The sequence below is a fragment of the Desulfogranum marinum genome (assembly GCF_016918565.1).
In the GTDB taxonomy this organism is placed as follows: Bacteria; Desulfobacterota; Desulfobulbia; order Desulfobulbales; family Desulfobulbaceae; genus Desulfogranum; species Desulfogranum marinum.
Window position 1 is genome coordinate 1 of the sequence record NZ_JAFFQD010000040.1, and the last position, 14,753, is coordinate 14,753.

Annotated in this window: 16 protein-coding genes; 4 read left to right on the forward strand and 12 right to left on the reverse strand. The window is 48.0% G+C overall.

Annotation, left to right across the window (positions count from 1 at the left end; all coding sequences use genetic code 11):
- Nucleotides 1-430: 430 nt before the first annotated feature.
- A complete protein-coding gene (locus JWH17_RS18420) occupies nucleotides 431-652 on the reverse strand; it encodes a VHS/ENTH/ANTH domain-containing protein (protein WP_205224133.1) in 222 nt (73 codons plus the stop codon).
- 230 nt (nucleotides 653-882) lie between these two features.
- Between JWH17_RS18420 and JWH17_RS18425 the strand changes: the two genes are divergently transcribed.
- The gene (locus tag JWH17_RS18425) at nucleotides 883-1,218 is read left to right on the forward strand and encodes a ComEA family DNA-binding protein (protein WP_205224134.1); all 336 of its coding nucleotides are present in this window, start codon (nucleotides 883-885) and stop codon (nucleotides 1,216-1,218) included.
- 242 nt (nucleotides 1,219-1,460) lie between these two features.
- On the opposite strand, the gene JWH17_RS18430 is transcribed toward JWH17_RS18425, so the two are convergent.
- Complete coding sequence (locus tag JWH17_RS18430) at nucleotides 1,461-1,763, reverse strand: hypothetical protein (protein WP_205224135.1); 303 nt, start codon at nucleotides 1,761-1,763, stop codon at nucleotides 1,461-1,463.
- Nucleotides 1,764-2,046: 283 nt separating this feature from the next.
- Between JWH17_RS18430 and JWH17_RS18435 the strand changes: the two genes are divergently transcribed.
- Nucleotides 2,047-4,680 (forward strand): cation-translocating P-type ATPase, encoded by a 2,634-nt coding sequence (locus JWH17_RS18435; RefSeq protein ID WP_205224136.1) that lies wholly within the window; start codon nucleotides 2,047-2,049, stop codon nucleotides 4,678-4,680.
- A 40-nt stretch (nucleotides 4,681-4,720) separates the two neighbouring features.
- On the opposite strand, the gene JWH17_RS18440 is transcribed toward JWH17_RS18435, so the two are convergent.
- The 9 genes from JWH17_RS18440 to JWH17_RS18480 all read right to left on the reverse strand — a co-directional run bounded on the left by JWH17_RS18440 (nucleotide 4,721) and on the right by JWH17_RS18480 (nucleotide 11,107).
- Nucleotides 4,721-5,143, reverse strand: coding sequence for a hypothetical protein (locus JWH17_RS18440; RefSeq protein ID WP_205224137.1), 423 nt, complete (start codon nucleotides 5,141-5,143; stop codon nucleotides 4,721-4,723).
- 31 nt (nucleotides 5,144-5,174) lie between these two features.
- Nucleotides 5,175-5,594 carry a c-type cytochrome gene (locus JWH17_RS18445; protein ID WP_205224138.1) on the reverse strand — a complete coding sequence of 140 codons (420 nt, stop codon included), beginning with the start codon at nucleotides 5,592-5,594 and terminating at the stop codon, nucleotides 5,175-5,177.
- Between the two features lies 1 nt (nucleotide 5,595).
- Nucleotides 5,596-6,189: an SCO family protein gene (locus JWH17_RS18450; protein WP_205224139.1), complete on the reverse strand. Its 594-nt coding sequence runs from the start codon at nucleotides 6,187-6,189 to the stop codon at nucleotides 5,596-5,598.
- A 165-nt stretch (nucleotides 6,190-6,354) separates the two neighbouring features.
- Nucleotides 6,355-7,983: an ABC transporter ATP-binding protein gene (locus JWH17_RS18455; RefSeq protein WP_205224140.1), complete on the reverse strand. Its 1,629-nt coding sequence runs from the start codon at nucleotides 7,981-7,983 to the stop codon at nucleotides 6,355-6,357.
- A gap of 45 nt (nucleotides 7,984-8,028) precedes the next feature.
- Nucleotides 8,029-8,973 (reverse strand): cobalt ECF transporter T component CbiQ, encoded by a 945-nt coding sequence (gene cbiQ / locus JWH17_RS18460; RefSeq protein WP_205224141.1) that lies wholly within the window; start codon nucleotides 8,971-8,973, stop codon nucleotides 8,029-8,031.
- Nucleotides 8,957-9,592: a cobalt transporter CbiM gene (gene cbiM, locus JWH17_RS18465; RefSeq protein WP_205224142.1), complete on the reverse strand. Its 636-nt coding sequence runs from the start codon at nucleotides 9,590-9,592 to the stop codon at nucleotides 8,957-8,959. Before cbiM ends, cbiQ begins: the two co-directional genes overlap by 17 nt.
- Before the next feature lie 3 nt (nucleotides 9,593-9,595).
- The gene (locus JWH17_RS18470; protein ID WP_205224143.1) at nucleotides 9,596-9,886 is read right to left on the reverse strand and encodes an HI_1622 family ECF transport-associated protein; all 291 of its coding nucleotides are present in this window, start codon (nucleotides 9,884-9,886) and stop codon (nucleotides 9,596-9,598) included.
- 72 nt (nucleotides 9,887-9,958) lie between these two features.
- Nucleotides 9,959-10,291, reverse strand: coding sequence for a NikL family nickel/cobalt ECF transporter subunit (locus tag JWH17_RS18475; protein WP_232371180.1), 333 nt, complete (start codon nucleotides 10,289-10,291; stop codon nucleotides 9,959-9,961).
- Nucleotides 10,292-11,107 (reverse strand): DUF4198 domain-containing protein, encoded by an 816-nt coding sequence (locus JWH17_RS18480; protein ID WP_232371181.1) that lies wholly within the window; start codon nucleotides 11,105-11,107, stop codon nucleotides 10,292-10,294. It lies immediately after the preceding gene.
- Nucleotides 11,108-11,319: 212 nt separating this feature from the next.
- On the opposite strand from JWH17_RS18480, the gene JWH17_RS18485 reads away from it, so the two are divergent.
- The gene (locus tag JWH17_RS18485) at nucleotides 11,320-12,033 is read left to right on the forward strand and encodes an ABC transporter ATP-binding protein (RefSeq protein ID WP_205224144.1); all 714 of its coding nucleotides are present in this window, start codon (nucleotides 11,320-11,322) and stop codon (nucleotides 12,031-12,033) included.
- Nucleotides 12,030-12,818, forward strand: a complete 789-nt coding sequence (locus JWH17_RS18490; RefSeq protein ID WP_205224145.1) for an ABC transporter permease — start codon at nucleotides 12,030-12,032, stop codon at nucleotides 12,816-12,818. The genes JWH17_RS18485 and JWH17_RS18490 overlap by 4 nt, the downstream gene beginning before the upstream one ends.
- A gap of 8 nt (nucleotides 12,819-12,826) precedes the next feature.
- Here the strand turns inward: JWH17_RS18490 and mnmL are convergent, their stop codons facing one another.
- A complete protein-coding gene (mnmL, locus tag JWH17_RS18495) occupies nucleotides 12,827-14,605 on the reverse strand; it encodes a tRNA modification radical SAM protein MnmL/YtqA (RefSeq protein ID WP_205224146.1) in 1,779 nt (592 codons plus the stop codon).
- Nucleotides 14,606-14,753: the final 148 nt, after the last annotated feature.

The window sequence follows — 14,753 nt, forward strand, 5'->3', positions numbered from 1 at the left end:
GAAGGAATTTTCAAATGACAAGCTGAAAAGGATAGCAAAAGTTTGCTTGCCCTATGAACCGATTGTGTTCGCTGATGCGACTGGCTGCGGCCGCCTTTGAAAAAATTGCTATTTATGGACAGACACTTGCTAGGGTTGACGGTATAATCATCAGCATTCAATACAGGCAGTATCACTGGCATGGCAATTCGGTGGGGTGGATTTATGTTAAAGTGACTTTTCAGGTAAAGGGAAAAGTATCCGTTACTCTGAACCGGTACTGTTTAACTGCGCTTTGGATGTGCATAATCAACCTAGAAAAACGAGAGAATACCTTTGCTTTTGAGGATGATCGTACCCAGGTGGAGTGCTGGGCAATAGTTACCTTTTTAGTAACCACTCGCACAGGTAAGTGGAAACTCCGTGGGTTGCCTGTGAGCAGTTACCCTTGTTAAAAGGGTTTGTCGTCATCCAGCTCATCTTCCCCAAATTCCATGTCATGCATCATCATTTCCGAGGCAAATTTAAAATAGACCCCTGTTGCCTCAGAAAGGTTTTTGATCAGTTCGCTCAGTTTTATACGCTCTTCCAGATCCTTTGAGGCTGCCAGTTCTTTAATAGCCCTGTTCACTTCCTTTTGCAGTTTTTCCATATTTAACATTAAATCTTCCATAGTATCTCTCGTGGGAAAGGTTATGGATGCCCCCTGTCACTGTAATAGCCGGTCATCCAGTCATAATTATGCAAGTTAATCAGTTGTAGTCAATTTGGCAGGCTTGGTCAAGTCATGGAAAATGCTTGGTTTCTTTACCAATTTTTTACTTGTCATTCTATAGTATGATAATTATTTCTGTATATCGGAAGTGATTAATTTTAATGAAAAATTTAAAAAGGAGAATCCTCGTGAAGACTAGACAAAGCAAAAAGATGGGTGCAGTTATTCTTACTATAAGTTTATTGGTTACCCCGGCAACCATCTTGGCCACAGACCTTGGCAAGACCGCTGGATCAATGACGGATATGGCAGATCAAGCTGCTGCCGTAGCACAGCAGCTGAATGTGAATACAGCCAGTGTTGATGCTTTGGCGAATATCCCGGGTATTGGGGAGAAGGTGGGGCAAGCCATTGCCGCCTATCGAGAAGCTAACGGTGCATTTACAAGCCTTGCCGACCTGGTCAATGTGGATGGCATTGATGCGGCATTGCTTGAAAAAATCAAGCCTTTTCTGTCGATTTAAGCAAGACCCATTTTGCCCAAAATGACCGCATCACATTTTTGTGCAGCGGTCAGTTACTTGTTTTACATGAAAAACGTCATTAACAAGGTGCTCTCTTCTGGCTATTTGTTTGTGGCTGTCTATCAAACAGAGTATTTTTCAATTATGGCAGAATGTTGTCTTCCTGGCAGCATTCGCTGCCGGCAAAGACTTTTTGCTACCAACGTGTAAAAAACGTTCACATCGGTTTATGATCCTGTAACCTATTTTTCAATGATAATGGTTTGCGTGGATTTCTTAGCGTTGACCCTTCTTTCCATTTCCGCCTTGGAAAAAGGTTTCCAACCATCAATCACCTTTTGTTCACACCATGGCTGCAGACGCGTGACATCTGGGTTGTCGCTGAGCAGCATATATTGATCAACGCATATGTTGGTTTGATGAATAACTGCCTTGGCGTTGTATTTGGTGCCATATTTTTCCCTGATACGTTTTTCTTCAGCCGTGAGTGCAGAGGCAGTTGTCGTAATCAATAAGAGGGTGAGCAGACAGGCGAATGTTTTCATGGTCGTATGTTATCTCCTTTTTGAAAGAATGTTTAAATTTTCATTGCTTAACAACTATATGTGAACAGCTTTTTGGAATCAAATTGAAAATTTCTATTTATCTGATGAATACACACAGGGAAATATAACTTGAGTGAGTAGGCAGAAATCAGGCTGCAACCCATTTTCAGCTTTTGGCTGGTCAGGTGCCGGTGTGTGTTAAAAAATAAGTGGCGGATTCCTGTGCATGGTTCTAGTATGACTCTATCGTAATATACCATTTTCTTTTGGTCAGGATCACGATATGGATGGTATCTATTCTATCTCAGCTGCTGAAATACTTGATCGTTTACAGACCTCGCAGAAAGGACTTTCTCAGCTAGAGGTGGATAAACGTCGACGCCTGTACGGTGCCAACCGTATACAGCACCAACCGCCAGTGTCTGCCTGGCGTATTCTGATCCACCAATTCACCAGTTTTATTATATATTTGCTACTGTTTGCAGTGCTTTTTTCTCTTGTTCTGAAAGAGTACACGGATGCAATGGTCATCCTTGCTATTTTGATTATGAATGGGCTGATTGGTTTTGTTCAGGAACTCAGGGCAAACCGGTCACTTGAAGCGTTGCGTAAAATGACCACGATTACGGCAACAGTGATCAGGGATAACAAGCGGCTGCGTATTAATGGGGAGCAGCTGGTACCTGGTGATATCGTCTGCCTGGAATCAGGTGACAAGGTTCCTGCTGATGGACGTTTAATCAATGTGACCCAGTTGGAAGTTGAAGAATCAATCCTCACTGGAGAAAGCCAGGCTGTTCCCAAAATAATAGACCCTTTACCGGTTGAGCTGCCTTTGGCAGACAGGCGTAATATGGTCTTTTCCGCTTCCTCGATTGTCAGTGGCCGAGGCGTGGCGGTTATTATCGGCATTGGCTTGGACACTGAGGTCGGCAGAATTTCGCAGATGATCGCAGCCGCCGAGCATCAACAGACCCCGCTTGAAAGAAGACTCGATACTTTTGGCCGTAAACTAGGGCTGGTGATCACTGGAATCTGTCTGCTGGTTTTTTGTCTTCTTGTCGGCCGATCCGTTACCGATGGACAGCAGTTGGACATGAAGGTCTTTATCGATTTTTCCTTTGTTGTCATTAGTCTTGCGGTTGCCGCTGTACCCACGGCACTGCCTGCGGTGGTGACCATTGCGCTGTCAATAGGGACCAAACGCCTGCTTGGAAAAAAGATACTGGTCAGGCGCCTTACTTCTGTGGAAACCCTTGGCAGCTGCGATGTCATTTGTTCGGACAAGACAGGGACACTGACCAGAAACCGGATGACCGTGGAAAAAGGATGGACCATGGAGCGGGAACTTGATCTTAACAGTCCGCCGGAACATAAAAGTTTTTCGTTCACAGAGCGTCTTCTTTTCACCATAGGAGTTACCTGCAACAATGCGGAATCCGGCGACCAGTCAGGCGATCATGTGCTTACAGGAAGTCCGACAGAGTGTGCCCTGCTTGTCAGTGCTGCAACTGCAGGTGTAGCTTTCCATGGAGAGCGTCTGAGTGAGATTCCTTTTGATGCAAAGCGTAAATGTATGAGTGTCCTTGTTCGGACAGAGGGCGGCACGTTTATGCACACCAAAGGTGCTCCGGATCACCTTTTGCAAAAATGTGCCTATTTTCAGAAAAATGATAGCAGCAAAGCTGCTCTTACCACAAAAGAAAGAGCCGTTATTACCAAGGCGATAAACGACTTCGCAGGCCGGTCCATGCGGATTATGGCTTTTGCCTATCGTGAGGCTGAAATCAACGATACTCTGCATGAGACAGGGCTGGTTTTTGTCGGGCTTCAAGCCATGATCGATCCCCCCCGTCATGATGTGGCCGTGTCTATCCAGCGTGCAAGAGCGGCATGCATTAGACCGATTATGATTACCGGTGACCATAAAGAGACGGCAAAGTCGATCGGTGAGCAGATAGGGATCACGGGGAGAGTGTTGACCGGCAAGGAGCTTGACGATATGGATGATGATGTGCTGATCAATGCTGTGCAGACCACCGATATTTTTGCAAGGGTAATTCCACACCACAAGTTGCGCATTGTTCAAGCCCTGCAGCAGAGTGATCACGTGGTAGCCATGACCGGGGATGGTGTCAATGATGCACCGGCTTTGAAAAAGGCTGATATAGGGATAGCGGTCGGCAGCGGAACGGAAGTGGCAAAAGAAGCTGCTGATTTTGTGGTGCTTAACGATTCCTTTACCAATATTGTTGATGCCGTGGAAGAGGGGAGAGGGATTTATGATAATATCCAGAAATCCATCATGCTGCTCCTGTCCGGTAACCTGATGGAACTTTTGCTGGTCTTTCTGGCCGTAATTCTGGGATGGAATTTACCGCTCACCGCTTTGCTCCTGTTGTGGATCAATCTTATCACCGATGGTGCTCCGGCATTGGCTTACACTGTAGACCCTTATAGCAGTGATATTATGCGGAGACCTCCAATTGCTAAAAAGGCACCCATCCTTTCCGGATATCATCTACGGTTGTTGCTTTTTCTTGGAGTTACTGGTGCATTGATAGGGCTGTTCTGTTTTGAAAATGCAGGGGGGGCCAGGCTTGATCAGGAAGAGCTGGAGCGGGCAAGAACGGTTGCCTTTACCTATGTGGTTTTTTTTGAAATGCTGCTGGTTTTTGTCATTCGCAGCAGCTACAGGGTACGCTTGTTTACTAATCCATGGTTGTGGAGTTCGGTTGCATTGTCTCTTCTACTGCAAGGCATTATCCTGTATACTCCAGTTCACCGTCTGTTTGGGGTGGTATCGCTTACCATGGATGAGCTGATACAGCTTGGGGTGTCTGCAGTTGTATTCGGTTGCTGCTGTTTTATCCCCCTTGGCTGGGCACGGTGGAAAACGGCCTTTTCAAGTGGATGAAGATGTTCGTTTGCCAAGAATTCAAAGACGTTTGATATGTTTATGGTATCTCGGTCAAGGACTCGCCTAAACGAATCGCTTCTGTGGTAAGTTGCTCAACGCGCATGATTTTTTGTTTTTCGCCGAGCAGGTACGTCATCTGCTCTGCATAAGGGGTACCCTCTTTTGGGGGTACATATTTGTGCATCCACTGCATCATCGAGGCCTGGGCTTCCTGCAATTTTTGAATAGCTTCCTGCCACCTTTCTCCACTTGCATTGTTCTTCTTTTGAGCTATCAATTTCTGGAGGTTACTTTCAAGTTCATACATATAGCCCATTTTTTCCATGGTACGGTCATGGATGCGCATTACTTCGCTTTGCAGCTGTTCAAGCTCCCTCTGTTGGCTGTTTTGGCATCCTGCAAACAGGCCAGGTACAAGAAGAAGGAAAACGAATACTCTAAAAAGATGATAGCGTCTCATATCGTTACCTCACAGACGGGAAGTTGAAGAATTATTTTGTATTACGGGCACATTGTTTCAGCTGGTACTCTACTTGTTCAGGGGTAATCGTGGTTACCTCTGCAGGTCCGCTGGTGGAAAATCGGGAAGTATAGCGGAGCAGAAGGGCTATTTGCTCGGCATTGAGGGACCTGTTGCCGGGCATGGTTTGATTATAGGTCCCGTTTTGTAAACGGATGGTGCCGGTTAGTCCGTTTTGAATGATGCACGGGAGCTGCATCAGTTTTTGATCAAAGTAGGGTGAGCCATGGAGGGCGGGATAAAGACGGCGAAATCCTTGGCCATCCATACCGTGGCAACCACTGCAGTGGGTCTGGTAAAGTTGCTCTCCGTCATCCGCAGCGGCTGGAGTAAATACTGCGAAGAGCATTCCCACTCCGATGAGCAGAAGGATCAGGTGCCTGATCTTCATTTTACTTTTCTCCCTGCAGTCTCCCTATATCTTTAATAAGTTGGTCCACTTCAGCACTGTCTGTTCCGTCGTAATAACCGCGAATGTTCCTGTTTGCATCTATCAGGCAGAAACTGCCGCTGTGGATGTAGCCGCCGGGAGCCTGGCTCGACTCAACCACTCCCAGCATATATTTTTTGGCCAGGGGATAAATAATGCTTTTGGGCCCGGTAACCATATGCCACTTACTGGTCTCTATTTGCAAACGCTGTGCAAAGTCGTGGAGCACCTCCACCGTATCATGATCTGGATCAATGGTATGCGACAACAACAGGATTGCCGGATTATCAACAAATGCCTCATACACTCTGGTCATTTGGACTTTCATGATCGGGCAGATGGTTGGACAGGTGGTGAAGAAAAAATCAGCCACGTAAATTTTGCCCTTAAAGGTGGCAGGGGTAACTGTTTGACCATCCTGATTAGTCAGTGAAAAATCTTGATCAAAGGATCCTAGGACAGGGAGAGGTGGTGTATTTTGTTTGCATCCGGCGAAAAGGAGCAGGCAAAGGAGGAGGGTGCTGACGGCCGTGGTGAAAAATCGTTGTAAGATCATGTTATTTGATGAAAGTGTACATGGATCATGTTCTTTTTTTTTGAAATAACAATTAATTGGATAGGTGTAAAGGTAATAGTTTGAAATTATATTGTTTTTATATAAGTGACCGACGCCTGGCAACAGGTGAATGCAAGGAGCTGCTACAGGAGAATGACTGTTTATTTATTGGGGTACAGAGATATTTTTATCCTGCAGTTTTTGGATTGTTTGTATGCAACTATTTTTATAGGTGTAGTCTAAACCGTTGACAGCCTGCAGGTGGTCGTCGGCGAGAAAATCAGTGGTGGCGTAATCCCGTACAATACGGCCCTGATGCATAACCACTGTCCGTTTGGTGAGGTTGCGGATGAAAAAAAGATCATGGGTGATGAGTATTGTCGTGATTGGTAGCTGCTCAAGGAGTTCCATAAGCAGTAATGCACTTTGCGGATCGAGGTTGGGAGTGGGCTCATCCAGGATGAGGACAGCGGGCTGCATTGCCAGCACAGCCGCAATGGCCAGTCTTTTCCGCTCCCCACCGCTCATGTGCAGTGGCACGCGGTCATCATATCCCTCCAGTTGCATGGCGGCGAGTGCCTCTTGTACCCGTTGCTTAATTTTTTGTACGGGCAGCTTCATTTGCTGGGGACCAAATGCAACTTCCTGCCAACAGGAGGGGCAGAAGAGTTGATCACTGGAGTGTTGAAAAACCATGCCTATATGCCGGCGAAGTGTACGGCGTCCGGCTTTTGAGAGTGGACAGTCTTGAAACAGGAGGTAACCCTCTCCTTGATGGAGGCCCATCAAACAGTGGGCCAGTGTTGATTTTCCTGCCCCGTTTTCACCAATAAGTGCCAGGGTGTCTCCCTTATTGATGCACAGGTTGATATCCGATATACCGGGACTGTTGTCGCGATAGGTAAAGGTATAGTGTTGGAGTTCAATCAGTGGGGGGGTGGGGAGAGAGGGAGCTGGAAGGTGGCTTTCCCGGCTGTTGTGATCATGGGTATGGTGATGATGGTGATGATGGTGGTGATGGGATTGCTCATGGTGCGTACCACAGCAGGTAAAGCGGAACATGAAGTTGAGTCCATGGTCGTGCAGATGTGTGGGATCGGATACCAGCTCATCCATTGAAAAATCATGGCAAACCCTGCCTTTTGCCAATACAACAGCGCGGGTGCATATCTCATACAAAAAGAGCAGGTCATGGTCTATAATAATGAGCGTACCCTCAAAACAAGTAAGGAGTTTTTTGAAGATTTGCTCTTGGCGGGGGTCAAGATTGGCGGTCGGCTCGTCAAGGATGAGCACTTCCGGTTCCATGGCCATAACTGTTGCAAAAGCAGCCCGTTTTTTTTGGCCGTAACTCAGCAGATGTGCCGGTTTGAACAGATACCGTTCCAGGCCCACATTGGTGAGGTTTGTCCTGACCAGGTGGTCGACTTCTTGTCTGCTTTTTCCTTGGTTCAGAGGGCCGAATGCCACATCTTCGTATAAGCTGTTGCAGAAAAGATGGTTGTCGGGATCTTGAAACAGCACACCAACCTTCAAGCGGATGGCTGAAAGATGCTCGCCTGCAAGTGGTTTCCCGTGGTAAAGGAGTTCGCCTTTTTGTACGGGGAGGATACCATTAAAATGCCGAATAAGGGTGGATTTACCCGAGCCATTGTGCCCCACAAGAGCGATACGGTCCCTTGGGCCAATTGCAAGATCGATGTCATGTAAAGCTGCTGTATTGTCGGGGTAAGTGAAGCAGAGTTGCCTGCACTGGAAAAGTGGAGAAGGAGCTGGAGGAAAAGATCGGCTCATAGGGTGCATTGGCGAACGGTTGTTTGGTTGTAGAAGAGAGATCGGTTACACCCACAGGGCTTGAGCAGAAGCGTCAAAAAGAAGTAAGGCAAGTCCGGTTATCAGCCAGCCACCAGTAGTGACAATATCTTTAACCGAGATCCTGTGTTGGGTATACACGGGAAAAACACCATTGTATCCGCGGCTGAGCATGGCCTCGTACACATGCTCGGTTCGCTCATAAGAGCGGATAAAGAGCATCCCTAAAAAGTTCCCGGTAATGCGCATGGTCGCTATATCGGTTTTGGGGGAGAAACCTCGCAGTTTCATGCTTCTGTGCATGCGGTTTGCTTCCTGTTGAAAAAGGTAAATAAAGCGATGGGTAAGCAGGATCATCTGGATGATGGGCGCAGGCACACCAAGCTGTTGCAAGGCCTGCAGGGAAACCGTTAACGATGAGGTGCCGAACATAGGCTCCATCAACAGTGCCACGCTGCAGGCTTTAAGGCAAATGAGAACAGCGGTCAGCAAGCCGTACATATGGAAAGGGAGGGCTGATAAAAATGGAAAGAGAAGAATGGTCTCGTCCTCTACCATAGGACTGGTAAATGGCATTATGACCAGGAACATGGCAAGAAAGCCGGAAATGGCGACTAATCTTTTTCTAACCCGAATCCAGGGCGTGTGACTGTACAAGACTGCCGAAATTGAGATAAGCAGTGCTGCCAGGCAGGTGCCGAGAGCGTCCAGAGAAGCAACCACAAAACAGAATGTAAAGAGGGTGGCTATTTTTAACCTGGGATCCCATGCATGCAAAAAAGACTGTTTTTTTTCTGCTGCAGTTCCTGGAGCGATCGACCAGTCCGGTGGCGCAGTATTACGATTATTGTTGCTTGCTGAGGAGCGCCATTTTTTTTTGCAGAGCAGGTAGAGCGGCCAGGCGATGAAAAGGCCGATGAGTGCACATGTTACCCAGGGCGAAACAAGAATAATTTTATCTGGCTGCATCATTTGTGTAAAGGAGGGTGCGTGACCAGTAGAGCATTTCAGGTTTTACCCGGAAGATGAAAGAAACTGTAGCCGCCGAGACCACTGCCTCAATCAGGGCCACCGGAATATGGGCGACAAGGGCAAGTTGCGCAACCCTGAAAAAACTTTCACCACTTGTATAAAGTAGGCCGGCCAGGATAAGGGCGGCCAATACGGTCCCCAAACCTCCAGCAATGGCAGCGCCGGCGACATTGCTGCGCAGAGTCGACCCTTGGAAACGAAGAAAAAGCAAGCCGCACAAAAATGCGGGTACACCGATCATCAGGCTGTTTGCTCCCAGAGCAGTGAGCCCGCCGAATTGAAACAGGATGGATTGCAGCACTAACCCAACGACCACACTGAGAAACGCAGCGGCAGGTCCCAGGAGAACGCCCATTAAACCGGGGAGCAGTAGGTGCACGCTTGTTGGTCCCAGAGGCAGGTGAATCAGGGAGGCGACAAAAAAAGACGCGGTGACAACGGCAATTTTGGGCAGGTCCTCCGGGTTTATTTTGCGTAGGCTGTAAGCAATGCCTGCACTTGAAAGGGCATAGGTGGTAAAGATGATGGAAGTGGGTAAAACGCCGTCTGCAATATGCATGATCTATTGGTGTGTTTTGGTCTGTTTTCGCCGGGAGGCAACAAAGGCTGCAGTACCGAAGATACCGAGAATGTAACCTATACCGGCGGTAATATCCTCTATGCCCGGCTGATCCATTTTTTGCTGCAGAGCTGCCATGTCCCGCTTCAGGCTGCGCAGGCTTTGGGTGCACTGTTTGTGCTGGTTTATAATCAACGTTCCCAGTTCGCTGCAGGTGTAGTGTTGTGCCGGCTCTGTCTGTTTTGATTGGCTACTTTTATTATTGTCTGCTGCCCAAAGTATGGCTGGCTGCATAAGTATCATTGTCAGCAACAGAATACTTGTCCGCAAGCAATGTTGTAATGGCTGTAGGCTCTTCAAGCGTACTCACTCCCTTGCTGCTGGTTTGAGGGTAAAGCTGTTTTTGTGACCCAGGCCGGCATCAAGGACAATAGTAAGTGGGCCTTTGTTTGCAGGCAGGGGAAAAGTGAAAAAACCCTGCTTGTCTGTAGTTCCTCGGAGCAACAGTTGCTTTGCTTCGTCTGCTACCTCAATTTTGCCTTCAATAACAGCTCTGCCGTCGGAAAAATAGCTTTCCGTGTAGACGGTGCTTCCGTCAATATAGGCAAAAATATTGACTTTATGGGCCTGTGCAGGGTGGGTGGCGCAAAAGAAATACAGAGAGCAAAAAAAGAGAAATGTAATTGTTCGTGTTATCATTTACTCCATGTCCCTGGTGTGTACCCAGTAGACAGCTCCCAGCTCAACGTTTTTATCCGTTCCATCGTGTGGCAGTTTCCATTGGGCCTGGTTGAGGGCTGCAAAACCCCACCATCCTTGTCGCGGCATGGCATAGGAAAAGATACCCGCCCCATCTGCTTTAATCACTTGGGTGACAAAAGGAGCACTTGGTGGGGTCACCAGGGATGAGTTGTCTTTTGATCCGTTTAAATACTCTACCTCGACCTCGGCAAAGGGAACAGGTTGGCCATTGAGCAGCACTTGGCCGGTAAAGAGGTTATTGGTCCACAACCCGTAGGGCCGAGTCAGGGGAATAATTTCCGTTGTCAGTCCAACGGGTTGATCCCATCCTTGTTCCAGACCAAATCCATGGACACACACTTTCGTATAGTGAATGATAAAGGTATCTTCTGTGGGCTCCCAATATGGCTGCGGTTCCATAAAAAAGGTGTAGTCCCCCGGACGTTTGAGGGTATATGTGGCCCGCCAGCGGGTTACCGATTGGTTCTGATCAGGGGTGTTTTCTTTCGTTTCCTTCAGGGTTGGAAGAAGGTCACTTTTTAGCCCGCCACGAACTACAGCAAATTGTTTCGGCTTTGCCATATTCATCAGCTCTTGTTCCATGGGGTGGAGAAAGGCGACATTCAGAACTACAGAAGGGGGATCCCCTTGACCCACAATGTCAGTACTGGGGATGATGGACCCAAAGTGGGCGTAGACGCTGGTTACAATGGTGAAAAAAGAGAAAACCAGACTGGTAAACAAAAAGAGTAGAAAACGAAGCTTGTTCTTCAATGCAGACTCCTGGTAAATTATTGTTTTGTGAACTCTACCGTGAGCGGTGTGATGATTTTTTAATTCGTAACACTCAATACACTGGTATTCGTGAATGTGTCAACACGAATTATAAAAAATGTGTTAGCTGGCAGTGCAATGTAGAGGGTAACGACATTGCAGTCGGCTTTGAATAATTACATGATAAATTGGGCAAAAGGAGCAGTGTAATCATGCCGAAATCAGTGGATTCCGTGCATCAGCCGCTTTTGGTGGTCAAGGAACTTTCACACACAACACCTGACAACCGTTTGGTGCTCGATAAGGTGTCTTTGACGGTCCAGCCTGGTCAGTTTATCGTGATCACCGGACCTTCCGGAGGAGGGAAGTCCACTTTCATGCGTTTGTTGGTCCGGCTGGAACACATTCAGTCAGGAAGCGTCGCATTCCGTGGCCGGGAACTGACTACGCTGGATGCACCTGCGTTACGGACGAAGATGGTCCTCCTCCAGCAGACACCAATCATCAGTCAAAGAACAGTACGAGAGAACCTGCTGATGGCCTATGGTTTTCAAACGAATCGATCACTTGTCCGGCCATCAAGCGAGCAACTTCGCGAGCAGCTCGACCACTTACTGCTCCATGATGTTGAACTCAAGGCACCTGCAGGCTCTCTTTCCGTTGGGCAGCGTCAGCGTTTGTGCCTGATTCGTGCTTTATTGCTGAAACCAGAGGTATTGTTGCTTGATGAACCGGTGAGTGCCCTTGACCCGGTGAGCAGGAAGGTGGTTGAAAAAGTGACGGAAGACCTCAACAAAGGGGGCTTGACGATAATTATGATAAGCCATGCGCATTTTGTCCCAGAGCAGGTAACTGTCAGAAGGCTTGCGCTTGACAGTGGGAGTTTCCGTGAAAGCAATTGTCACTTGGAGGAGGGACCACGATGACCGGACAGTTCATTGACCTCTCACTCTGGCAGCTGCTACTGGCACTTGGCCTTGTTCTTGTTGCCGGAGGGTGTTCGTGTTACTTGCACTTAGGACTGGGAAGAGACCTGTTGATCGGAACGCTTCGTTCGGTTAGCCAGCTCTTTATTCTCGGGTACGTGCTGACTCTGGTGTTCGGGCATCCCAGTGTGTGGATTTCCCTGGCAATATTTATCATTATGATCGGATCGGCTGTCCACATCATCAAGGGTCGGGTCGGGGAGCGTGAGGTGCCGGTGGCCTTTCCTGTCTTTATTTCGATGTTTTTAAGTTATCTGCTTATTTCGGTTCTTGTCACAGGGGTCATTGTTGGAGCCAAACCATGGTGGAGGCCTGATTATTTTATTCCGCTTGCCGGGATGATAGTTGGCAATTCCATGACTGCCTTGTCCATCAGTCTAGAAAGATTATTTGCGGATTTGCATGCCAGACGTCAAGAAATTGAAATGCAGCTTTGTCTGGGTGCTTCCTCTGCAGAAGCTGGGCGACCCTTTGCGCGGGAGGCAATTAAGGCGGGTATGATCCCGTCAATCAATTCCATGATGGGTGTCGGTATTGTCTTTATACCGGGGATGATGACAGGACAAATTCTGTCCGGTACAGACCCCATGGTCGCGATCCGGTATCAGATTATAGTTATGGTTATGCTCACAGCCTCCACAGCTTTAGGGTCGGTGCTGGTTATTTTTCTGACTGTCAAGCGTTGCTTTGGTGCTAATCACGCCCTTGTCTTTCAACACAAATGAATAGTTTTTTAAGGACGTTGCTGCTTCATATCTTTTTTGCGCTCCACAATTTCGAGCTCACGGTGGCGCAGTATTTCTCTGTTGGTTCGAGTCTGCTGGGGATCCCGGTAGGGAATTCCGCGCAGGGTTTCCATTAAAAAGAGATCGCGTTCCGGTAGCGTTTGGCTGATGATTTTTCGGCAGCGCCCGGCAATGGTTCCGCCTCTTGGGCGGCCAAAGGCATCGGTCTCTCCCACTGTAAAACCAGCAGCCACTAATCCAGCTCTCACCGGAATAGCTGCACAATAGGTGAGTAATGCGCCCGAAGGGTGGAGCAAAGGAAGCAAACGTTCAAAAAAATCGACGGTCCAGAGTTCACTGTTTCTTTGGGTAGAGAAGGCATCGAGCCATATGAGATCAAAGGGACCTTTCACCTGAGTGAGCGTGTGACGGGCATCACCCCATAAAAGGCGGATCGAGCACCCTGCTTCGCTCCATACTCCTTGTTTGCAGAGTGTTTGTAAGCAGTTGTTCCAGTGAAAAGCAGTATCGGTCTCACACATTTTTTCAGCAGCAGTCGCCACAACCCCTCTATCTATTTCCAAGGCAGTTATTTCTACATTTGCACCATCCCGAATCGCCTGTTCACAGGCAGTAAGGCTGTTATAGCCAAGCCCAAAGCAGATATCCAAAATACGGACTGCGCCGTTGCCGAGGCGTTTTTTCAGTTGGCCGGGTAAACAGTATTTTTCGCCGGCCTCTGACCTCGCTCCGGCAAGGGTATGATAATATTCCTTGAGTTCCGTATTCCAGAAGGTGATGCTGCCATCTTCGGTAAGAAAAGCTTCGGGTGGTGTTTCCATCGGTTGCTTGGGGGATTCTTTTCGTGCTGGAGAATGGAGGGACATGCCCTGGCGTATTTGCCTTTTGTGCAACTGTTGCAGCAGGTACTGACGGAACTGGCCCTTGGTCCTGGACCATTGGGGGGCAATCAATACGTCTTGCGGGGTGTCGGTTGTCAGACGAATAAGCGGACGATCCGCAGGAATGAGTGGCAACAGTTTGAGCAGGATTTCAGCATATTCATATTCATCGAAAACTGGAAAGGGATGTTTATTAAAGGTCTTGGCCAGCGTGGTGTTCTTGATTATATGCAGGTTATGCAGTTTTACGGCATCTATGGGGAGTGGGGCTAGAGTGTGCATGGTTTGTTGGAAGTCATCCAGGGACTCGCCTGGAAGGCCGATGATCAGATGAACACCGACAAAGATTCCAGCCTGGTGGAGCCGGTAAATTGCTTCTTTTCCTGACGCCCAATCATGGCCACGATGGATACGTTTCAGGCTCTTGTCATGTACTGTTTGGATACCGAGTTCAACCCATACATCAAGTTGCTCGCTGAGGCTTTGCAGGTAGGTTATCACCTCTGGAGAAAGACAGTCGGGTCTGGTACCAAAGGTTATGGCTCGGAAATGCTGTTCCTTCCTGATGGTGTTGACAAGTTCGTTCAACAGCTTTGGTGAGGTAAAGGTACTGGTAAACGCCTGGAGATAGGCCATAAATGCCTTGGCTTGGTAGCGTTTTTTTGCAAATGCCACTCCTGCGTGGATCTGTTCGCGGATATCCTCAATACTGCCTATCTGTACAGCACGGGCTCCGTCTTCAGGGCAGAAAGTGCACCCTCCGGAGCCATTGCTGCTTCGGTGAGGGCAGCCAAATCCAGCATCCAGTGGCACCCGGTAGAGAACGTCACCGTAATGCTGCCTGAGATAATCACGGTATTCAAATATGGGGGATTGGTTGTTCATCAGATTGTGAAAAAAAGAAATGAGAGTGTACGCTTCGGAGTCTTACCAGGATATATTGGGTGAGCAAATTTTTACTTGTTGCTGGCAGTAGTAAATGAGTCTGGCCCAAAAAATGAGCGGTTTGGCTTTTTTCTAACCGAATGCTAAC